Below are 20,218 nucleotides of genomic sequence, written 5' to 3'. Positions count from 1 at the left end.
TGGGTGTGCGGTCAAGGATCAAGCGTAGTTACCGATGAGAACCACGACGGAAGACTGCGATTGACATGATCTTGGTGACCGGAGCGAATGGAAATCTCGGCTCGGCCACTCTCGCGGCGCTGCGGGCTCGCGGCATGGCCGCGGTGGGCGGAAGCCGGACATCGGGCGAGGGGACGCGCAGTCTCGACTTCGACGACCACATGAGCCTCGATTTCGCCGGTGTGTCGACCCTGGTGCTGATCTCCGCCGGCTATGCCGAGGACGACCAGGTCATCGGGCGGCACGCGGCGGTCCTGGACGCCGCCGTCCGTGACGGCGTCCGCCACGTCGTCTACACGAGCCTGACCAGTGCCGGCGACCATCTCGGCTTCGCCCTCGCACACCGTGCGACCGAACGCCTCCTGCAAGCAAGCGGATTGCCATGGACGATCCTGCGCAACGGCCTCTACGCCGAACTCTTCGGCGGCCTTCTGGCCTGGGCCGACGATCATGTGGAGTCCGCGTTCGGCGATGGCGCTCTCGCCGCGGTCGTGCGGGAGGATCTCGCCGAGGCCGCGGCGATCGTTGCGGCGAATCCGGCACGGCACAGCGGGCGCGTCTACGACCTCGTCGGCACGCCGATCACGGCCGGCCAGGTGGCCGATCGGCTCGGGGCCCCGCACCGCACCATAAGCCTGGGCGAATACCGGCGCAGGCTCCTCGACGAGACGCCAGGACTGCTGCCGTTCCAGCCGCCCATGCTCGCCTCGATCGCCACCAGCATCCGACACGGCTTCCTGGACGGCACTGGCCCCGACCTCCCGAACCTCCTTGGCCGCCCACCCCGCGACCCACTGGCTACGGCCGCTGCAGCTGCACCGACCACGAGACCACGAACGAGCGTTTAGCGGGAGACGCCCCTAGCCAGTACAAGACCTCCTGCCGACGGGATTTCAGGACGTGAGCCCTGCACCGCAGGGCGACGATCCAGTGGCGCTCCTGTGACGGTTTTTCGCAGAGCCACAGGCCCCCAAGGACTCGATATGGAGCGCCTGGCCAACGCATGTATGGGCCGAGGAGGCCTAGGTGATCAGTTGAGTCGCCTGGGCCCGATGTATCCAGAGTCGAAACGGGGAGCAACTGGCCCATGGGGGACCACTTCAAGACGGACATCGGGCAACTCGAGCAGTTCCTGACGAATCTGGAGAGATGCGTCGACGAGCTGAACGAGGCGCGGTCCGCCCTCGACCACGCGCGTGCCGACCAGATCGGTACCGCCCGGCTCGACGAGGCCTGTGACAAGTTCCAGGAGGAGTGGAAGTACGGGTCCGACAAGACCAAAGAACTGATCGACGAGATCAAAGAGGGCGTGAAGTCCAACAAGAAGGGCTACGAAGAGGTCGAGGAGGCCTTGGAGAAGGTTCTCAAACAGATCGCGGACAAGAGCACCTCCGGTGGCGACGGGGGCGGTAAGTAATGGCCGCGAACCCCTACCCCAACATCGGCTGGAACCCTGTACCGGGCATCCCCGCCGAGGTCACCAAACTGCAGCAGAAGGTGGCCGCGGCCGCGACGGCGCTCGAGAACACACACCGTCAGCTGACGAAGCTCACCGGCGAGAGCAGCTACTGGGAGGGCGACGCGGCGGAGAAGTTCCGCGAGAACCTCGATGGCGATCTGTCGGAGTACATCAAGAAGGCTGCGTCGGCGCTGCGTTCCGCCTCGACCCAACTGCACGACTGGGACGGGCACCTGACCTCAAACCGGGAGCTGGCGAAGAAGTACGACACCGCCGCGGCCGAGAAGAAGGCCGCGACCGACAAGGCCAAGAACGCGTACGAGCAGGCCGCCCAGCACCCGGACCTCAAGCTCGCCAACCAGACCTTCCCCTCACAGGAAGAGGCCGACGACGCGACCGCGCGGCTGCGCTCCGCCGAGCGGGACCTCAACGAGGCGAGCACGGCCCTCACAAAGGCCAACGACGAGTACGAGTCACTCAACCGCAAGATCAAGGAGTTGGAGTCCGAGCACTCCCACGACGCCGAGGTCATCGCCAAGGCCCTGGAAGGCACGGCAGAGAAGGCCCCCGACAAGGGCTTCTGGGAGAGCGTCGGCGACATCCTCGTGTCGGTCGGGAAGTTCCTGGCGGAGCACGCGGGCACCATCGGCGCCATCGCTGGTCTGCTCGCCCTCTTTCCTGTGCTGGCCCCGATCATGGTACCCATCGCGCTCATCGCCAGCGCGGTGTCCATGGGTAAGAACCTCTCCGATGACGAGTTCCGCAAGAACTTGATGTTCCAGGGCAGCGGCATGGAGATCTTCTCCGCCTATGCGTCCATGGCTGGTGACATCGTCGGCATGATTCCGGGCGGGAAGGCGCTGGGCGTCGCGGCCAAGGAGGGCTTCGAGGGCGCGGCCGACGGAGCCAACCTGGCCACGAAGACGTGGGGCGGTGTGAAGGGCGGGTTCCTCGGGATCGGCCGCTCGGCGGCGGATGAGGCCACCGACGCCTGGCGGGCTGCGGGTGACAGCACTAAGGGCTCGTGGAAGCTGATGGGTGGCCTCAAGGTCAACATGCTGAACGTCGCCGCGAACGGTATCTCCTCCGCGGAGAGCTTCGGCGTCATCGACGACAAGGGTTCCGAACACAACACCGCCGAAGGCACGAAGGCCGCCGCGACGGCCCATGGCATCGCCGGATTGTTCGGCCTCGTATGACCAGCCACGGCGAGAGTGAAGGCACCGCATAACCGTGAGTGAAACGGCCACCGCACCGCGGGACGCCCGCAAGCCATCCTTCTGGTACGGGCTGCCCGTCGGCTATACGTCCCTTGACCTCACTCCGCCGCCCGAGCAACTCATGGAGCTCATCAACCAGCTTCGTGGGCTGCCCGCACAGGAGCGGGAGGAGGCGGACCGGGCCCTGCGCCTATACGCGGGCATCGTCAGCCAGCTCAACGCCAACAGGGTGCAGGAGTGCGCGCTCGGAGTCCACCCCAACGACGCCGGCGGTTTCACGATGTCGGTGTTCACCGTGTCGACGCTGCCGACGTCGGGCAGTGCGAAGCTTGTGGTGGCAGGCCTCGCGGGCAGCGCCGCAGACGGCCGGGACGAAGGCATGCGCCCGCTGGAGCTGCCGTGCGGTCTCGGTTTCCTCTCCGAGAAGCGACCGGCCGCGCCGCGGTCGTCCCGGCGGCCGGAGCTGAATGACACGCTCCCGAGTCACATCTGGCAGGGCATCGTCGCGGTGGCGGCACCGAGCACCCCGGAGCTCATCGTCCTCCAGATGGTGACCCCGGATCTCGACTCCGCCGACGACTACCGCAATATATTGCTCGGGATCGCCCGCACCCTGACTTTCACCGATCCCGAACGAGCCACGGCGGCCAACAAGGCCCCCCAGGAACCGGAGGCGCTGACCGGCGTCGCCGCCACCATCCGGAACGACTTCGGATAACACCAGCCGGGCTGGGACGGACTTCAGGAGAACGAGTGCCGGACAACATGCAAGGTGCCCGCGCACCGGGAACACTGGACACCGCCGCGCTGCGCGAAAAGCTGACCACCCGGATGTGGTGGGCGGGTATCCGCAACACCGTGATCTACGCGTTCATGGCGTTCGGGGTGCCGCCGCTGGGCGCGGCGGCGAATCGCGCCGGCATGTCCTGGATCTTCATCATCGGGGGGCCGATGATCCTGGTGGGAATCTTCGGTCTCCTCGCCTCTCTCAGCACCATCCCCATCGCGGTCCTACTCACCCGCACCTGCCGCAGGACGCTGGCCCAGTACTCCTTCGACACGTACTGCCCGCAGATCGCCAAGGTGGACGGTGCCAAGGCGACCAAGGGCCGCCCGAAGAGCATGACGCTCACGCTACACACCGCCGAGGGCCACGAGTCGCCGCTGATGCGGATGAACCCGATCCCGCGGCGTGGCCCGTGGCGCAACCCCTGGCCCGAAGGCATCGAGAACGGCGTGTACGTCGCGGGAGACCTGCCCTTCGGCGCTGTCGGCTACGTACCGAGCTCCGGAACGTTCTTCTTCATGCAGCCCGCGGACTGGGACGCGACCGCACAAGACCGCGAGCTGGCCACCCCCGACCGCGTCTCTCGAGCCCAGGACGCCAGCCTCACGCGCAAGGTGATCTAACTCCGCAAGACCGACTCCCCGGCCCGCGCCCTCGTGACCCGGTTGATCCTCTGGCGCCCACGGCGGCTTCGCCTCGCTCAGTCCGTCCCGCACTCGTCCGAGTGCGGGGCCGCGCCGGCTCCTCAGATCCCATCTACGCGCTGGTGAGCGCGGGTGAAGGTGGAGCCAGCCGGCGCGAGAGGTCGCAGTCCCAACCCCCTGCTCTGTCCTGGGCCGCCCTGAGCATCAACTCGGATGTGCCGCCCAGAGTCCACCGGCGGAAGAAGAAGCCGACTAACTCCCTCCCGACATCAGGCAGTTCCTAGAAACAGCCCTCAGCCGACCAACACTCAAGTCTTCAGCATCCGAATCGAGTGGACTCCAGCAAAACTTCGTCCCGGGTGCTGGGGCTGGACGACGTCCAGCGGTGCTCTTGGACACCACCGAGCCGGCGAACGTGCTGAGCGCCGGCCCAAACGGTCAGTGCGACTCCGTGGAAAGCCGTGAAACGTGAGGTAGGCAATCCGCTTCGCTACTCCGGTGGGCTAATGAAGATGCTGAAGACACTGCTAAGGCTCAGTGATCGCCAAGCCGATTCGTCATGGAAAGCAGATCGCCGACGCCCGGGAGCGTCAAGACGCCACGCCCCTTGCTGGCCGCGGTCCGCGCATTAAACGTCTCACCCGCGTACCAGGCGCCGTACTCCAAGTTCTTGGGCAAGCGCCGATACGTCCTGACCGGATTCCAGACGGACATCAGACCAGTCAATCTCTCGTTCTCGGCGTACTGGAGTTGCACGGCGGCGGTGTACACGTCCCTGGTGCCCGAAGGCCTGTGCACCTGTGGGATCAGTCGCCAAGGATGCGTCTCCAGGACGCGCCGCATGCGCTTGAGGCACCCCAACGACTTGGCAGAGAAGTAGAGGACGCAGGGATAGCCGAGGACCCAGGCGATCAGAGCGACGCCCCCGATTGTGTTGAGCGCCTCATCCACGTCCGGACTCATAAGGGAGCTGACAGCAAGAAACGAAGGAAGGCACAGGACCCACCAAACCATCCGCCGCCGCCTCAGCTTGCGATGTGTCCTCTCCCAAGCAGCCCGCGTCTCCGGGTGATCGAAAGCGCGCTTATACCCGGGCGCCGGAACTCTGAACTGTTCCAACGGAACCGGTGTTCCGTGGTCATTTAGAGGAAGTTGGCGACTGCCACTCTTCATACGCTCTCCTCGACGGCGCCTCTTAGCAGCAACTGCTCGCTCTTTCTTTTCTCGCTCAGACCCAGCCGGCGTGGGGTCTTCCCTATGACGCGCCTCACCCATGCTCTAGTGCTGCACTTCGCACTTGCCGCACAATGAGATTCAACTGGCAGAGGATTCCAGTTCCTTACCGATCGGCTATTGTCGCGCCAGCAGACCGGGCAACAGGATCACACTGCAAAGGGAGCTCGGACAGCTGCCTTGCGCGGCGGTCTACCGTGACCATCCAAGCAATAGGAAGGGCCAGGACAGCAACTGACGCCGACAGAGCCGTACTCTAGGTACCTACCCCCAGCGTCGTGATCATGAAGGCCTCTTCTGTGAAATTGCGCTGCCCGCCGATGGTTGCGATCGGATTTATTGTCCGGGAGGAGTAGGGCTCCCCTGATAGGGGGTTGGGGGATACGGCTGCTGTCCCGTCGGATAGATCGGCTGCTGGGGCGGGTAACCCATGTTCTGGGGGTACCTACCGGCGCCAGGGCTGATCTGACCGGGACCAGAGTTGCGGCGGCTACGCAGTACGACGAGGACAACCACGGCGCCAATCGCGGCTCCAAGGCCGATCACGCCAACTACAAGGACAACGAGGCCCATCGAGCAGGCTCCCTTCTCGTTCTCGACTTCTAGGTCAGTTCAAAAATTGGGCTGCAACGAGACAGAGCAGCAGGGTCGTCACATGAATAGCTGCTCCTCACCTTTTCAGAACACGATTGTCGTCGCGGTACCCGCGCAGCATGACCAATAGACCCATATGCGTGCCCATCAAATTAAGCGCTGTCAGCCACCAAAGCCCCCCAGACATGAGCGACGCCAAGAAGAGTAGCCAAGGGACTAGTACTCCAAGCCCGAACAGGGCGGTGGTGAAGTGGGCCGCTGTACGTGATGTCATCTCATCGGCAGCGGATTGGGAATTCAGGTCCGGTAGATCCGGGTTCATGAGATCTCGGCTTCGCAAGGGTGAGGAGCGAGGCGCCACCGACTACTGGGCGGACCTGTTCGCGTGGAGATGATGCGTGTCCTGTCTACCGACTATTGGCAGCCGTGGCCTCGGCAGCAATGGGGCGGGACTGCCGAGGAGGTCCTGTGCTCCTGAGCACAGGACCTCCTCGGACCGCAGTCTCCATTGCGGCGCCTGCGGCGGAACCTCGTGACGCTACCAAGCGCCACGTAGCGGGCGAGGCGGCAAGATCAAAGCGCCTTCTACCGCCGCTACAGATGAGATTTTCCTACTGCCCCTGGTGTGGGGGCTGTTGGGCGTAGGGGTTGGGGTGCTGTGGGGCCTGTCCTGGAGGTGTGGGGTAGCCCTGGTTGGGAGGGGTGTTGGGGTACTGCTGATAGCCCGTCTGGGGCTGGGGCGGGTAGCCCGTGCCGTGAGGAGGGGTTCCGCCGCCGGAGCCAGGCCCGCCGCCACTGCCTCCGTTGCGGCGGCTACGGAGCACCGCGAAGAGGATGCCGATGACGACCACGGCGGCTGCGATGCCGGCGATGATGAGGAAGCTGCCCGAGGAGGACTTCTTCTTTTTCTTGGCCAGGCTTGTGCTGTCGTTGTCATCCGAGGCTGCGCCGGAATTCGTGGACGTAGACGGAGAGGACTTGGCGAGGGGGCCCTCCTTGGAGCCCTTTGGGATGTCCATCCTCAGCGCCGTGCCGGGGCGGGCGATTCCGTAGCCGAGTTCCCTGTCCGGGGCCGTCCTACCCTTGTTATTCAGGAAGGACGCCGACTTGATCAGGCGGTTGATGATCTGGCCTGCGGTTAGGTCGGGGTACTTGGAGCGGACTAGGGCCGCGATGGCTGAGACGTAGGCGGTGGCATCGGAGGTGCCATCGGCCAACGCGTAACCGCTTGAACTCAGGGGGTCAGCTCGCGGGATGTCAACACCGGGCGCCGCAAGTACTACCCCCTTACCAGTGTTCGAGTTACTCCAAAAGTTCAGACCCTTGTCCACAGCAGAGACAGCCACCACTCCTGGGAGAGCGGCCGGATAATTGACTGTCCCTGAGTCGTTGCCTGTACCCGCTACAACTACAACGTCTTTTTCCTGCGCGTAGGCGATTGCCTTGGCCGCCTTTGAACCAGGATAGGCCGAAGCGTCATTGAACGACAGGTTAATTACCGACGCGCCTTGGTCCACTGCATAGCGGACTCCAGCAGACCAATCATTGATGTACTTATCGTCCTTGGTTGCACTCACGCGCACCGGAAGGATCTTCACCTTCGGCGCAAGGCCCATAATTCCCGAAGAACTATTCGCTCCGTGTCCATGGCCAGCAATAAGGCTGGCCATGCCCGTTCCATGACCATTCTCATCCTGATGAGGGTTGCCCTGACCGGTGAAGTCCTTACCAGGCAAGACCTGCCCGGTTAGATCCGGCTGACTGGCATCGACACCTGAGTCGATTACAGCAACAGTAACCCCTGCCCCTTGGGAGGTCTCCCATACGTTTTCTGCGCCGTACACGCTCAGTGGCCACTGAGCGTCTCGGACTTGATCCGCCGACGCAGTCGGGGCTGAGGTGAGGAGCAAGGCTCCCGTCAAAGCCATGACCCCTGCCGTTGACGAGACTCGCTTGAAACCCAATTCCCTGCTCCTCACTCAGCTATGGCTGGGTGCGCCAGCCTTCATAGCATGGGCAGACGCAACTATCCGTCCGACCCACTTACGTGTCTACTCGATTGTCCGCGGGACGTTTCGGTTGCGGTCCTCTTCCGAGATCCAGGTCTCTTCGTCCTCGACCAGGTAGTCGGGGCGGTCACCCCGGCTGTTCTCGTCCTCGGACCGTCGGCCGTTGCGACCGGCCATGCCGCCGGCTCCGCCCGCCATGGCGCCGCGCTGGGATCCTCCACGGCTGCCGTGAAGGCCTGCACCACCACCGGCACCCTTGCCGGTGACTCCCTTGGCCGCGCCGACAACGCCGCCACGCGACTTCGCGAGGGCTCCCCGGCCGCCAGCACCAGCACCGCCTCGGCCAGCTGCGCCGGCTCCGCCGCCACCCATGCCGCCCATGCCGGCTCGGCCTCCGGCGCCGCGGCCTGCTGCCGCTCCGCCACCAGCCACCCCACCGCGACCGCCCGCGGCGCCAATGCCGCCGCGGGCGGCAGCACCGCCTGAGAGGCCAGATACTCCGCCCGGGGCCACGATGCCGGAACCCTGAGCTCCGCTGGTGCCGAAGTTGCCACCACCGACGCCGGGTCCGCCAACGCCCGTGCTGGGGCCAGTCCCTGTCAAGCCTGGGGAGATGCTGTCAACCTTCGTTCCAGCTGTCGGGAGCTGGGAACCGCCCGTGATGCCAGGGTCACGGGGCACCGTAGGCGTCGGCTTAATGTTCGTCGTCGGCCCCGCGCTCCACGGCTTGGCGGTTCTGCTTCCGCTACCTGGACCCGAGCTGCCAGGGGACGGCATTGGGATGGGTGTAGGCATTGGCGTATTGGGGTTCGGGGCAGGGAAAGGCTCCGGGTCGTCGATTCCACCAGGCGGCTTCGAGTAAGCCTTGTAATTGACCCCCAGCTGCTCCATGATCGCCACCCCCTGCAGTTGGGCTTCCTTACCCGCAGACAGGGAGTCTGCATTCGCCTTGGCGGCGGCCTCCGTACTCACGCCCTTGTTGATGTCCGCCAGCAATTGCTCATCGCTGCGCTCATCGTCCGTAAGCTTGTCCCAGGCCCTGTCCCAGCCAGAAGGCTCTTCGACCTCCCGCATCTTGGTCATGGAGTTTCGCAGATCGTTCTGAACGGCGTGCATGGTTTCCCCGTAGTGGTTGGCCCATGCAGCCCCGTTCCGGATGTTCTGCATGATCTCGTTGGCCTTCTTACGGAATGCCTCAGCCGCCTCGCCCTCCCAGTGCTCGAGGACATTTTCCACGGCGCTCTGCATCATGCCCGCGACGCTGTCCTTCGCGGATACCGAGTCCACGCCGCCAGTCTTGCCGTCGCCGTCGCCACCAGACAAAATATTGTGGACCGACTTCCAGTGCTGGCTGACCTCGTAGATCCGGCCGGGATCCGCGTCCAAGATCATGGATCGCAGCTCAGGGATGCTCATCTGCATGAAAGGCGTGGAGAGTTGGCTGCGGTCCGGGCCCCCCATGCCACCGTCTTTGGTCGACTCAAGCTTTTGGTCGTGCTTGTCCTGGATCCGCTGCTGCTGTGCCTTCTGCTGAGCCTCGTAGTACTCAGGGCTGTTGTAGTAACCACCGTAGCCGTAGCCCATTGTCGAAACGTCCCCTCTGTCAGTGACCGGTCGCTAAACCGCTTAGTTGGCCGCATTCTCGGGAGCAGCACTCACACCTTGCGCGTTTGCCTGCTCCTGGTTGCTGTACTTGTCCCTGACCTTCGAGGTGCTCGTACTGAAGCTGTCGATCAATTTGTGCAGATCGCGAATTATGGTCTCGATCCGAGTCTTCTGCTTCTGGTGGGCCTCATGAAGCTCATTGGACTCCAGGAACTTCATGCTGCCGAACGCACTACTCGGGATGTCCGTCTCGTACTTGGCCTTGGTGTTGGCCTTGTCCATGTCTGAGAGAAGGCCGTTGAGCTTGCGGATGACGTTATCCAGCTCGCTCAGATCAACCCGCATGCCGTTACTCATACCCCGTTGTCCTCTCCCCTGTTCCTCAAGTTGTCAGCACCCACTCGGTGCCCAATCATCGCTCAAGCCGACTGACGGACTGCCCAGCCCGTCGAGCCCGCCCGGGCTGGCCAACCCGCCGCTCCCGCCAGTCCCGCACAGCCACCCCACTCCCCGCAACCACAAGCGCCAGAGCCAGCCCCGTGCCCAACACATAGATGGCTACCCGGCGTTCCCGCTCCGCCTCGCTCTCCCCCATGGTCACAGCCATCGGGACGACCCCGCCCGCTCCGGGCGCAACCGCCGGGTCCGGCTCCGGGGACTCACCCGGGGTGGACTCCTCCTGCAGCGCGGCGACCGGGTCGACGACGCCCCACCCGATGTAGGGGTCAGCCTCGCGTCCCGGGCGTTGAGCGGTTTCCTCGATGCGGGTGGCGATCTGGGCGGCGTTCCACGTCGGGTACTTCTCCTTCAGCAGAGCCGCGACGCCCGCGACATACGGCGCCGCGAAGCTCGTGCCGTCTGCTGTGCACTGGCCGCCGAGGGGGACCGTGGAGACCATGCTGACGCCCGGTGCCGCGACGTCCACGAAGTCGCCCGACTGTGAGAAGGGGGCGCGTTCGTCGTTGCGGTCGGAGGCCGCCACCGCCAGGACGCCGTCGTAGGCGGCGGGGTAGGTCTTCGCCAACTTGCCGTCGGCGCCGTCGTTGCCGGCGGCTGCCACGATCAGGGCGCCCTGGCCCACCGCGAACTTCACGGCGTCCGCGAGTGTCTGGTCGTCCTTCTTGTTCTGGGTGTCCGAGGAGATGTTGATGACGTCTGCGCCCTTGGCGACCGCATAACGGATAGCGTCGGCCATGGTCCCCGCGTTGCCCTGCTTCTCCTGTCCACCCGTGTAACGGAGGGAGAGGATCTTGGCCTCCGGTGCGATGCCGACGAAGCCCGTGCCCTTGAGCGGGCGGGCCGCGATGATGCCTGCGACCCGGGTGCCGTGGCCTTCGATGTCCTTGGTGGGAGCACCGTCGACGAAGGTCTTGCTGCCTGCGGCCATGGCACTGGTCAGCTGGCGGTTCGAGGCGTCGACACCCGTGTCGATCACGGCGACCGTGACGTCCTTGCCCGTCGCCTGTCCCCGCAACTGGTCCAGGAGGATCCGCTGGAGCGACCATGGCGTGGACTTGATGACCTTGCCGCCGAAGACGCATTCCGAGCTGTCCGCCAGGCCGAATTTCGTGCCGGCCGAGACAGTGCCGCTTGAACCAGGGCCGCTTGCGGCCGCGAGGCGCGTGGGTACCGACGGGTCGGCGGAAGCCGACGACGCCGGCACCGTCGCCGACGCACAGCAGATCCCCGTCACCGCAAGCACGCCAAAAACCCGCTGCAGTGCGCGGGTTCCACTGTTGCGGCTACGCGAGCGGGCTGTCCGGCCCTTCACGCTCAGGCCCCCCATGTTCAGGCCCCCAGGGCTTCCTTGCTTCTCTCGAAGCTGGGTCATGTGTCTGTGACGGATGTAGTGGGTGTAGCGGATGTAGCGACGCGTGTGAAGATTTGCGGGATTTACTGCGGGCATCCCCACCAGGGCTGTCCGCGATCCCGCAGAAGCTGTGTACGACCCCGAAGCAGAGGTCGGCCCAGCCGACGCCGTGGCGTCAGCTGGCCCGATTCTCTTCATCTCAGGTCCCACGGGTCGCCGACGGGTCAGCTCCAGGTCGCGGAGTTGCTCTTCTCAGTGGCCTGGTAGTTCTCGGCCGCGCTCTGCAGCGCAGTGGAGATCTTCAGCAGGGTCGCGTGCAGGTCAGCGGCGGTCTGGTCCCACTCGCGCTGCTTACGCTGGTAGCCCTCCTGCGCCTCACCTTCCCAGGTGCTGGCGACGCGCTTGACCGCGGCCTCGATGTCATCGAGCTGCTGCTTGATGCGGCCGGCGGTGGACTTCACGTCCGTGGACGCGTTGGTGATGGTTGCGTAATTGACGAGGATCGACATCGTCGTTCCCTTTCAGGAAGAATCGAAGGAAGTCTGTGGAAATCGGATGGAGCCGAAGAACTTCGGACCGAGCGGCTTGATCAGCCGAAGTCGGACATGATCTTGCTGATCTCGGAGTTCTGCTGCTCTTCCGACGCGGAGTAGTTGCTCCGCGTGGAGTCCACGGCTTCCTTGATGTCGTTGAGGATGTCGGTCATCCTCTTCGCGTCCGCGTTCCAGCGGTCCTGCAGCTGGCGGTACGACTGGGCCGCCTGGCCCTTCCAGCCGCCGGCGATCTGGTCGATCACTCCGTTGAGGCGGCGGATCTCGCCCTGCAGCTGACCGTTGACGGTGTTGATGTCACCGGAGAGCTTGGTGAGTTCGTCCTCTGTTACCCGGAACTGCCCGGCCATGATGAACCTTCCCCCATGTCGTCGTTGATCCGGGAAACCTGCACTGGTGCCCGGAGAAGCTTCGCACCGTTGAGCGCTGCAAACACTCTATCGTCAGCTTGTCACTCGGCCACAGACGCGGCCAATCAGTTACACGGCTCACACACTTGAGCGATCATCTTGTGACTCTCGCGCCGTCTTACCTTCAAGTGCGTCTGTCCGCTGGCCCGTTGGAGGGTCACTGGCTCTGTTCCTGCGTCGCGCTGCCAGTGTCCAGAGTGGGCCCCTTCGGGATGAACGTCGCCCACGTCTGCGGCACGAACAAGGACTGGGATGCGTCCTCGTAACCCAGCCGCGTACGCGCCTTGTCCGTCTCGCTCGCCTCACCGGTCGAAGAGCCCGAGGACGAGTCGCCGCCGCTTCCCTTCGCTGCGCTGTCGTTGCCCTTCGGCAGCGCGTACCGCAGACCCGTGTCCGTCAGCAGGTACTGCCTGCCGCCGCCCCCCGCCGCACCCATGACCTCCGTGAAGAGCAGGCCCGAGCCGGACGAGACGTAGGCGCTGAGCGAGTCGGCGATGACCCTCTTCGGGTACGCCGTCCCTGCCCAGGCGGCAAGCTGCGGCTTCTTGCCCTCGTCGATGGTGCCCTTGTAGACGCTGCACGAAGTGTTACGGGCCTCGCCGTTCGCCGTGGTCGCGGGGTTGGCCTGCTGCGGAACCGTCTGGGGCCAGCCCTTGTTCTGGTAGAAGCGGTTCGCCGGGCCGTTGTTGGCCGTGGTGATGTCCTGGGGCGCGACCTGGATGGGGGCGATCTCGTCCGTCCCGTACGCAGTCTGGGCGGCGGGCGATGCCTGGATCAGGGCTGCGACGAAGGGTGTGATGGCAGCGACCTCGTTCTTGAGGACGACGTAGTACTTCTCGCCCTGCGCGTCCTGTGCCTTGAGCACCCGGCCCACCGTGCTCGCGTTGGCGGGGAGCCCCTGGACCGTGGTCGTGCCACCGACGTTCGGGATCGTCGGGAAGGTGATGACGCCGCCTTCGTTGAAGGTGCGCAGCCACTCACGGCTCACCGGTTGCGGCTCGGCGTCCCGGCCGACGACGGCGTTGCGCAGCAGTTCCATGGTGACTTTGTCGAGGCCCGCCGTGTCGCCCAGCAGGAAGAGGTTGCCCTTGCTGTCGACCAGGAACTGCCGTCCGGTCTGGCGCTCGACGACGTAGAGAGCCTCGCTGGGGTCGACCTTCCCCGCGTTGCCCAGCGACTTGGCGTCGTCCGCGTCCAGGACGAAGACGGCGCGGTCGATGGCTGCGGCCGCCGATCCCGGGGTCGGACGCTCGCACACCGCCCAGGTCTTCGCCGTCTCCGCGTCCTCCTTGGAGGGCAGCCGGTCGGGGGCGTAGGGAATACCGATCGTCGCGCCGTGCCGGATGCCGCTCTTGTCGATCTCCTTGCCGGGGACCTCTAGGACGGTGCCCTTGCCCTTGTCGAGCAGAAGCTTCGCGGAGGCGTAGTTGAGGACCGGGTGGAGGACCTTCTCCACCTTGCCGTCCTTCGGGTCCGGGTCGAGGACCACGTACCGCGTCGTGGAGTCGCTGTCGACGATGATGTACTCACCCGGCGTGTCCCAGCCCTTGGGTGCCGTGGGCTTGATCACGCCCCACGCGATGAAGCCGAGCACCAGCACCAGGCCCACCCCGAGGCTGGGCATCACCGTACGAATGGGACGCGGAGCGCCTTCCTCGGAACCGCCCGGTGACGGCGCCAGGAACGCCGCGACGGTGCGCTTGCGAGCGAACGTGTAGGCGGCGAGCTCATCCCGACGCTTTGCCATGGTCCCCGTTTCTCCCGTTTGTGATGCTCGATCGTTCTGCGATGTTCCGACCGCGTCCGTACCGCTCGATCGCTGTCGTGGTGTTTCGATCGCGGTCGTGGTGTTTCGCGGCGCTCGACAGGCCGACTCGACAGGCCTATTCGGCCGCGCAGGCACCTACTATGCCCTGCGCCACGCGGCGACGATCCATCAGGTGTGCGGCCGCCCCCGCATCTTCACAGAGCTTCACGACAGCGCTCCACCAAGCGGGGCCGGTCCATGACAGGCTGACCACCTGGGTTTTGGGTGTCCCCTGTGTCGCCCGGTGTTCCGCAGCGGGTACCGTGAGCCACCCGCATGGATGTTGTGGGCCATCGGTGCCCCTGGCCCGTCGCCGGGATCTCGGACCTCGCCGAACAGAGGATCCCGCCCGACCGACGGCCACTACTTCGCGAAAGGGATGTCCCGGGGGATGACCAGCGCTACGAGCACTCGGCGCGGACGCCGCGCACAGCAGCAACAGGGAGGCCCGGGCGGCGGCAGACGTGCGTCGGCCGCACCGGCCGCTCCCACTGCCGCTTCGCCTCGCACGCTGCCCCGCCCCGGCGGTCTGGGCCCGGTGCGGCTGCAGCAGCTCATCCTGGTGGAGCTCGCGGCGGCGGTCATGGTGGCCGCCTGGGCCGCCGACCAGTCCTGGCTGCTGGTCCCGGCCGGTGTCGTCGCGGCACTGCTGCTGCTCCTCGCGGTCCTGCGCCGAGGTCGCCGTCCGCTGCCCGAGTGGTACGAGACGACCCGCGCGCTGCGGCAGCGCCGACGCGACGCCAAGCAGCCCGTGCCGCCCGGGACGGACTCGATGCTGGCAGCGGTCGTCGAGTGCGACCCCGCCCTGCGGACGTACTCCTTCGTCTCCCGTGACGACCGCTCGATCGGCATGATCGGCGACGGGTCCTTCCTCACCGCGGTCCTGTTCGTGCAGCCCGGAGACCAGCCGTTGCGCCCCGGCGCCGCCGGTCGGCAGCTGCCGCTGCGGCTGGTCCAGGACGCCCTCGAGGTCGACGGGATCCGTCTCGCCTCCGCGCAGGTCGTGCAGCACACCCAGCCGGCGCCGGCGCCGCATCTGCCGCAGCAGTCGCTGGCCGCGCGGTCCTACGGCCCCCTGCAGGCGCAGGCCGGTTCGCCCGCGCTCCGGCTCACCTGGGTCGCCCTCAAGCTCGACCCGGAGCTGTGCGCGGAGGCGGTTCAGGCCCGCGGGGACGGCGTTCCCGGCGCGCAGCGCGCCCTGCTGCGGGTGGCGGACCAGCTGTCGAGCCGACTGGCCGGGGCCGGCTTCAAGGCGACCATCCTGGACGAGACCGAGCTGGTGCAGGCGCTCGCTACGTCCAGCTGCCTGAACCCGCGCGCCAACGCCCAGCACGCTCAGGACGGGCGGACGCCTCAGCGCCGTACGGTCGAGTCGGTGCGGACCTGGCGGGTCGACGACCGGTACCACACGACGTACTGGGTCTCCCGCTGGCCGCAGTTGGGAAGCGGCGGTGTGGCGCTGCCCGAACTGGTCACGCGGTTGACCTCGTTGCCGGTGCTCGCCACGACGTTCAGCATGACCCTGAGCAAGGCCGGCAACCGGGGTGTCGCCCTCACCGGGCACGTCCGTGTCACCGCCCGCGGTGACAGTGAACTCGGCCAGGTGGGGCGTGAGTTGGAGCGGGCCGCGAGTGCCGCGAAGGTCGGCCTGGTCCGTCTCGACCGCGAGCAGGTCCCCGGAGCTCTCGCCACTCTGCCGCTCGGAGGTACGTACTGATGTCCCACCCCGCCTCGACCATGCCCCCGGGGCAGCAGGGCCGGGCCCCTGGGCGCACACCGGCACACGTGGCCTCGCCCACCGACACCGGAATGATCCCCATCATCCGGCAGCCGGAGGCACCGCAGCAGCAACGCCGCATCGTCAGCCCGGGGTTCGGGCTGCGCGGGCCGCGCCGCAACCGCCATGTCGTCACCGCCGACGAGCTCGCGGCGATCAGCATGCCGATCGGTGACGACGGCGTACTCATCGGCACCGACCCGGAACAGCAGCCCGCCGTGCTCGGACTGTCCCGTCCGACCGCCTTCGACGTCGTGCTGGTGGGCGGCCTGTGGCTGGCCCAGGTGCTGGCGTTGCGTGCCGCCGCGACGGGTGCGCGCGTGGGCGTGGAGACCGGACGTCCGCAGGCGTGGCAGCAGTTGGCCCAGGCGGCCGGCGGCGGCCAGCAGTGCGTGACCGTGTATCCGGTGGGCCGGGTGCCCGCGCAGGGGCCGTCCGTCTCCAGTCCGGTCGTGCTGTTCCGGGACTGCGGCATCCGCCCGCCGCGCGGACGGGTGACGTCCGTGCCGTGGCAGGCCGTGGTGACGGTGCTGCCGTTCGTCAGTGAGCATGCGCCGCGCTGGCTGTCTCAGGCCCATTTGGTGGGGATTCAGCGCATCTCGCCCTACGAGACCGAGGCCGTACGTGACACCTTGGGGATCCCGGAGGAGCAACTTCAGCACCTGCCGACCCTTCACGACGGCGTCGCCCTGTGGTGCACTCGCAAGCATCAGAAGTTCGTCATGACCGAACCCACCGATGCGGAGACGGGCCTGCTCGGCGTGGCCCGTCGTATGGACTGACACGTCGTCGTCTTTGGGGCGGGTCGCGAACAGGGCCTCGGCCACGGGGCGTTGCGAGGCCTCGCCCCCGGGGCTTTCCGTCCGCACCCATGCGGCTCTTCCGTCCACGCACCCGGGGCTATAGCGTCCGCGCCCATGGGGGCTTTTCCGTCCCGCCATGCGAGTGATTAGGCTTCTGGTGGTGCGGTGACGATCGCAGTCGCGTGGGACTAGCCACTCGGTCCGCCCGGCCGCGACGACGACCAGCTCAGCAGCAGTGGCTGACCAGGAGGCAAGCAGTGAACAGGGATCGGTCCGAGTACAACGGCGGGAGCCCTTCCTCGGACGGGGACGATCACGAGGTGGATCTCACCGGCGAGTTCGAAATCGTCTACACACCTCCCGCCTGGTACGCCCAAAGCACGCAAAGTGGTTCCCCGTCCGGTGAACAGCCGGACGCCGGCCGACCATCGCCACCCCCGCCGACCGGAGCGCCCGTCGGGTCGCCCACCGGGCCGCCCGGCGTTCCGGCACCGCCCGCTCCCGGACCGGCGCAGCCGCCGGCCCAGGGCACGCCTCAGCAGCCGGCACAGCCCGCCCAGCCCACTCCGGCTCAGGGCACGCCCGGCGCGCACCAGCAGGGCCCGGCCACGGGTGGCTACGGCTTCCCGCAGCAGCAGTCCGCACCGGGGGCCCCCGTGGCCGGGGGCGCGGCGGCGCCCGGCGGGTACGGCTATCCCCAGCAGGCGCCCGGCGGGTACGGCTATCCGCAGCAGACGGGTGCCGGTGTGCCCCAGCCGGGGCAGGACACGTCGGGTGGCTTCGGCGTGCCCCAGCCGGGCCAGGACACGTCCGGTGGCTTCGGCGTGCCCCAGCAGGACACCTCGGGTGGTTTCGCCGCCGCCCCCCAGCAGCACACCCCTGCTCAGCCTCCCGCCGCCCCGCAGCAGCACACCCCCGCCCAGCCTCCCGCCGCCCCCCAGCAGCACGCGCCCGCCCAGCCGCCCGGCGCACCCGGCTTCCCCGTGCTGCGTCCGGTCGATACGGATGCCCAGGCCGCCCCGTCCCCGACCGCCACCCCGGCGGCCGGCGTCCCGGCAGCGCCCGTACCCGAACAGCCCGCCCCCGCACAGCCGGTGGCGGAGCCGCAGCCCGAGCTCAACCACGCCGCTGCCGACGCAGAGGCGGCGCTGCTGTTCGGCGGTGCCGACGACGACGTGGAGCCTGAGGAGGAGCGGAATGACGAGGCGGAGTCGGGTGACTCCACCGGTTCCGTCCCCGGTGCGGAGGGCGACGAGTCGGCGTACGTCCAGGCCGACGCGGACTCCCCCGCGCATGACGATTCCGAGGCCGCTCCGGCGACGGCGGAAGCAGAGCCGGAGGCAGAGGCGCAGGCACCGGCCGCGCAGGCGCCCGCAGCTCCCGCGGACCCGGCCCCGGCCCCGGCCCCGGCCCCGGTTCAGGGGCAGCAGCCGCAGGCGACGGGACAGGTCCCCGGGCAGCCGCAGGGGCAGCCCACCGGCCAGACCCCCGTGCCGCCTCAGGCGGGCCAGCCGCTTCCCCCGCTGCCGCAGGGCTTCGCGCCCGCGCACCCCGCCCAGGGAGTGCCGCAGCAAGCAGGACAGCCGGACCAGCAGGCCGCGGCCGCCGCACAGGCTGCCGCTGCCCAGGCCGCAGCCGCACAGGCCGCGGCCGCGCATGCCGGCGGATACGGCTACCCCCAGCCGCCCGCCCAGCAGCAGACCCCGCCGCAGGGCACGTTCGGCCCGGCCCAGCAGGCCGGCTACCCGGCGCAGCACCAGCCCGGGTACCCGGCGGCGCAGGCCGGACAGCCCGCTCCGGTCGACCCGCGGCAGGCGCCTCAGCCGGGCCAGCCACATCCCGGCCAGCCGCACCCCGGACAGCCCCAGGCCGCTGGATACGGCTACCCGCAGCAGCCCTCGCAGGCCGCACAGCCGCAGCCCGGACACCCCCAGCCGGGACACCCCCAGCCCGGACAGCCGCAGGCGGACGGTTACGGCTACCCCCAGCAGCCGCAGCAGCCCCAGCACCCCGCCCAGCCCGGCTACGGTTACCCGCCCCAGCAGGGCGGTTACGGCTACCCGCAGCCCCAGCAGCAGGCTCAGCCGCAGCCCGCACCCCAGCAGCAGCCCCCGGCCCAGCCCCAGCAGCAGGCACCGCAGCAGCAGGCGCCCCAGCAGAACCCCGCTGTGCCGCCCGCCGCCTACGGCAATCCGCCTCAGGGCAACCAGGGCTGGAGCGCCCCGCCCGGCCCCCAGGCCGGACCCGGTGCTCCCCAGCAGCAGCAAGCCGCGCCCGGAACCCCACTCGGCTACAACGCCGCCGTGGAGCTCTCCTCCGACCGGCTGCTGCGCAACCAGCCCAAGGCCCGCAAGAACAACCAGGCCCCGTCCCGGTTCAAGCTCGGCGCCAAGAAGGAGGCCGCGGAGCGGGAGCGGAAGCTGGGTCTGATCCGTACGCCGGTGATGTCCTGCTACCGGATCGCGGTCATCAGCCTCAAGGGCGGCGTCGGCAAGACCACGACGACGATGGCGCTCGGCGCCACGCTCGCCAGCGAGCGGCAGGACAAGATCCTGGCGATCGACGCCAACCCGGACGCCGGCACCCTCGGCCGACGGGTCCGGCGCGAGACGGGCGCGACCATCCGTGACCTGGTACAGGCGATCCCGCAGCTGCACAGCTACATGGACATCCGCCGCTTCACCTCACAGGCGCCCTCGGGTCTTGAGATCATCGCCAACGACGTGGACCCGGCGGTCTCCACCACCTTCAACGACGATGACTACCGCAGTGCGCTCGACGTGCTCGGCAAGCAGTACCCGATCATCCTCACGGACTCGGGCACCGGTCTGCTCTACAGCGCGATGCGCGGAGTGCTGGACCTCGCCCACCAGCTGATCATCATCTCCACTCCGTCGGTGGACGGTGCGAGCAGCGCCTCGACGACGCTCGACTGGCTGTCGGCGAACGGGTTCGCCGATCTCGTCCAGCGGTCGATCACCGTGATCTCCGGTGTCCGCGAGACGGGCAAGATGATCAAGGTCGAGGACATCGTCGCGCACTTCGAGACCCGTTGCCGCGGTGTCGTCGTGATCCCCTTCGACGAGCACCTCGCGGCGGGCGCCGAGGTGGACCTCGACATGATGCGTCCCAAGACCCGCGAGGCCTACTTCGACCTCGCGTCCGTCATCGCCGAGGACATCGCGCGCACCCAGCAGGGCTTCGGCAACCCGAACATGCAGTACCAGCAGCAGCCCCAGCAGGGGTACCCGCCCCAGCAGGAGTACCCGCAGCAGCAGCCCCAGCAGCCCTACGCCCACCCCGGAGGCGCCCCGCAGCCGGGTCAGGGCTGGGGACAGGCCCCGCAGCAGCCCGCGCCGGGCCAGGGCTGGCAGCAGCAGGCGCCGCCACCGCAGGATCCGCAGCAGGGCCAGCCTCAGCAGGGCGCCGTACCGCCCGGTTGGACGCAGCAGTAGCCCGTGCAGCACGAA

At 67.5% G+C, this 20,218-nt stretch carries 16 protein-coding genes; 8 read left to right on the top strand and 8 right to left on the bottom strand.

Annotation, left to right across the window (positions count from 1 at the left end):
• Nucleotides 1–65 precede the first annotated feature (65 nt).
• From AB5J49_RS34290 to AB5J49_RS34270, 5 genes are all read left to right on the top strand, one after another.
• Nucleotides 66–887, top strand: coding sequence for an NAD(P)H-binding protein (locus tag AB5J49_RS34290; RefSeq protein WP_369172735.1), 822 nt, complete (start codon nt 66–68; stop codon nt 885–887).
• Between the two features lie 239 nt (nt 888–1,126).
• Complete coding sequence (locus AB5J49_RS34285; RefSeq protein WP_369172734.1) at nt 1,127–1,456, top strand: hypothetical protein; 330 nt, start codon at nt 1,127–1,129, stop codon at nt 1,454–1,456.
• A complete protein-coding gene (locus AB5J49_RS34280; protein ID WP_369172733.1) occupies nt 1,456–2,697 on the top strand; it encodes a putative T7SS-secreted protein in 1,242 nt (413 codons plus the stop codon). The genes AB5J49_RS34285 and AB5J49_RS34280 overlap by 1 nt, the downstream gene beginning before the upstream one ends.
• Before the next feature lie 34 nt (nt 2,698–2,731).
• Nucleotides 2,732–3,436, top strand: coding sequence for a hypothetical protein (locus AB5J49_RS34275; RefSeq protein WP_369172732.1), 705 nt, complete (start codon nt 2,732–2,734; stop codon nt 3,434–3,436).
• 35 nt (nt 3,437–3,471) lie between these two features.
• Entirely contained in the window at nt 3,472–4,128 is a 657-nt protein-coding gene (locus tag AB5J49_RS34270) for a hypothetical protein (protein ID WP_369172731.1), read from the top strand.
• Between the two features lie 555 nt (nt 4,129–4,683).
• On the opposite strand, the gene AB5J49_RS34265 is transcribed toward AB5J49_RS34270, so the two are convergent.
• From AB5J49_RS34265 to eccB, 8 genes are all read right to left on the bottom strand, one after another.
• Nucleotides 4,684–5,100, bottom strand: a complete 417-nt coding sequence (locus AB5J49_RS34265) for a hypothetical protein (RefSeq protein ID WP_369172730.1) — start codon at nt 5,098–5,100, stop codon at nt 4,684–4,686.
• A 1,487-nt stretch (nt 5,101–6,587) separates the two neighbouring features.
• The gene (gene mycP / locus AB5J49_RS34260) at nt 6,588–7,820 is read right to left on the bottom strand and encodes a type VII secretion-associated serine protease mycosin (protein WP_369172729.1); all 1,233 of its coding nucleotides are present in this window, start codon (nt 7,818–7,820) and stop codon (nt 6,588–6,590) included.
• Between the two features lie 207 nt (nt 7,821–8,027).
• A complete protein-coding gene (locus tag AB5J49_RS34255; RefSeq protein WP_369172728.1) occupies nt 8,028–9,569 on the bottom strand; it encodes a hypothetical protein in 1,542 nt (513 codons plus the stop codon).
• 42 nt (nt 9,570–9,611) lie between these two features.
• Nucleotides 9,612–9,947, bottom strand: a complete 336-nt coding sequence (locus tag AB5J49_RS34250; RefSeq protein ID WP_369172727.1) for a hypothetical protein — start codon at nt 9,945–9,947, stop codon at nt 9,612–9,614.
• Between the two features lie 55 nt (nt 9,948–10,002).
• The gene (gene mycP / locus AB5J49_RS34245; protein WP_369172726.1) at nt 10,003–11,292 is read right to left on the bottom strand and encodes a type VII secretion-associated serine protease mycosin; all 1,290 of its coding nucleotides are present in this window, start codon (nt 11,290–11,292) and stop codon (nt 10,003–10,005) included.
• A gap of 332 nt (nt 11,293–11,624) precedes the next feature.
• On the bottom strand, nt 11,625–11,909 hold the full coding sequence (locus AB5J49_RS34240; RefSeq protein WP_369172725.1) for a WXG100 family type VII secretion target: 285 nt from the start codon (nt 11,907–11,909) through the stop codon (nt 11,625–11,627).
• Nucleotides 11,910–11,989: 80 nt separating this feature from the next.
• Nucleotides 11,990–12,301 (bottom strand): WXG100 family type VII secretion target, encoded by a 312-nt coding sequence (locus AB5J49_RS34235; protein WP_369172724.1) that lies wholly within the window; start codon nt 12,299–12,301, stop codon nt 11,990–11,992.
• Between the two features lie 217 nt (nt 12,302–12,518).
• Complete coding sequence (eccB, locus tag AB5J49_RS34230) at nt 12,519–14,108, bottom strand: type VII secretion protein EccB (RefSeq protein ID WP_369172723.1); 1,590 nt, start codon at nt 14,106–14,108, stop codon at nt 12,519–12,521.
• 451 nt (nt 14,109–14,559) lie between these two features.
• Here eccB and eccE point away from each other — a divergent pair, with 451 nt between their 5' ends.
• From eccE to AB5J49_RS34215, 3 genes are all read left to right on the top strand, one after another.
• Nucleotides 14,560–15,885 carry a type VII secretion protein EccE gene (eccE, locus tag AB5J49_RS34225; RefSeq protein WP_369172722.1) on the top strand — a complete coding sequence of 442 codons (1,326 nt, stop codon included), beginning with the start codon at nt 14,560–14,562 and terminating at the stop codon, nt 15,883–15,885.
• Nucleotides 15,885–16,727 carry a hypothetical protein gene (locus AB5J49_RS34220; protein WP_369172721.1) on the top strand — a complete coding sequence of 281 codons (843 nt, stop codon included), beginning with the start codon at nt 15,885–15,887 and terminating at the stop codon, nt 16,725–16,727. Before eccE ends, AB5J49_RS34220 begins: the two co-directional genes overlap by 1 nt.
• A 278-nt stretch (nt 16,728–17,005) precedes the next feature.
• Nucleotides 17,006–20,203 carry an SCO5717 family growth-regulating ATPase gene (locus AB5J49_RS34215; protein ID WP_369172720.1) on the top strand — a complete coding sequence of 1,066 codons (3,198 nt, stop codon included), beginning with the start codon at nt 17,006–17,008 and terminating at the stop codon, nt 20,201–20,203.
• Nucleotides 20,204–20,218: the final 15 nt, after the last annotated feature.

Origin of the sequence: Streptomyces sp. R28 (assembly GCF_041052385.1) — a bacterium.
In the GTDB taxonomy this organism is placed as follows: Bacteria; Actinomycetota; Actinomycetes; order Streptomycetales; family Streptomycetaceae; genus Streptomyces.
Note: the sequence above shows the minus strand (reverse complement) of the source record. Positions and strands in the feature narration are given on the sequence as shown.

Excerpts from the sequence above, each read along its gene's own strand:
- AB5J49_RS34235 (WP_369172724.1), bottom strand. The coding sequence starts at position 12,301 with ATGGCCGGGCAGTTCCGGGTAACAGAGGACGAACTCACCAAGCTCTCC.
- AB5J49_RS34240 (WP_369172725.1), bottom strand. The coding sequence starts at position 11,909 with ATGTCGATCCTCGTCAATTACGCAACCATCACCAACGCGTCCACGGAC.
- AB5J49_RS34285 (WP_369172734.1), top strand. The coding sequence starts at position 1,127 with ATGGGGGACCACTTCAAGACGGACATCGGGCAACTCGAGCAGTTCCTG.
- AB5J49_RS34255 (WP_369172728.1), bottom strand. The coding sequence starts at position 9,569 with ATGGGCTACGGCTACGGTGGTTACTACAACAGCCCTGAGTACTACGAG.
- AB5J49_RS34290 (WP_369172735.1), top strand. The coding sequence starts at position 66 with ATGATCTTGGTGACCGGAGCGAATGGAAATCTCGGCTCGGCCACTCTC.
- eccB (WP_369172723.1), bottom strand. The coding sequence starts at position 14,108 with ATGGCAAAGCGTCGGGATGAGCTCGCCGCCTACACGTTCGCTCGCAAG.
- AB5J49_RS34280 (WP_369172733.1), top strand. The coding sequence starts at position 1,456 with ATGGCCGCGAACCCCTACCCCAACATCGGCTGGAACCCTGTACCGGGC.
- eccE (WP_369172722.1), top strand. The coding sequence starts at position 14,560 with ATGACCAGCGCTACGAGCACTCGGCGCGGACGCCGCGCACAGCAGCAA.
- AB5J49_RS34220 (WP_369172721.1), top strand. The coding sequence starts at position 15,885 with ATGTCCCACCCCGCCTCGACCATGCCCCCGGGGCAGCAGGGCCGGGCC.
- AB5J49_RS34250 (WP_369172727.1), bottom strand. The coding sequence starts at position 9,947 with ATGAGTAACGGCATGCGGGTTGATCTGAGCGAGCTGGATAACGTCATC.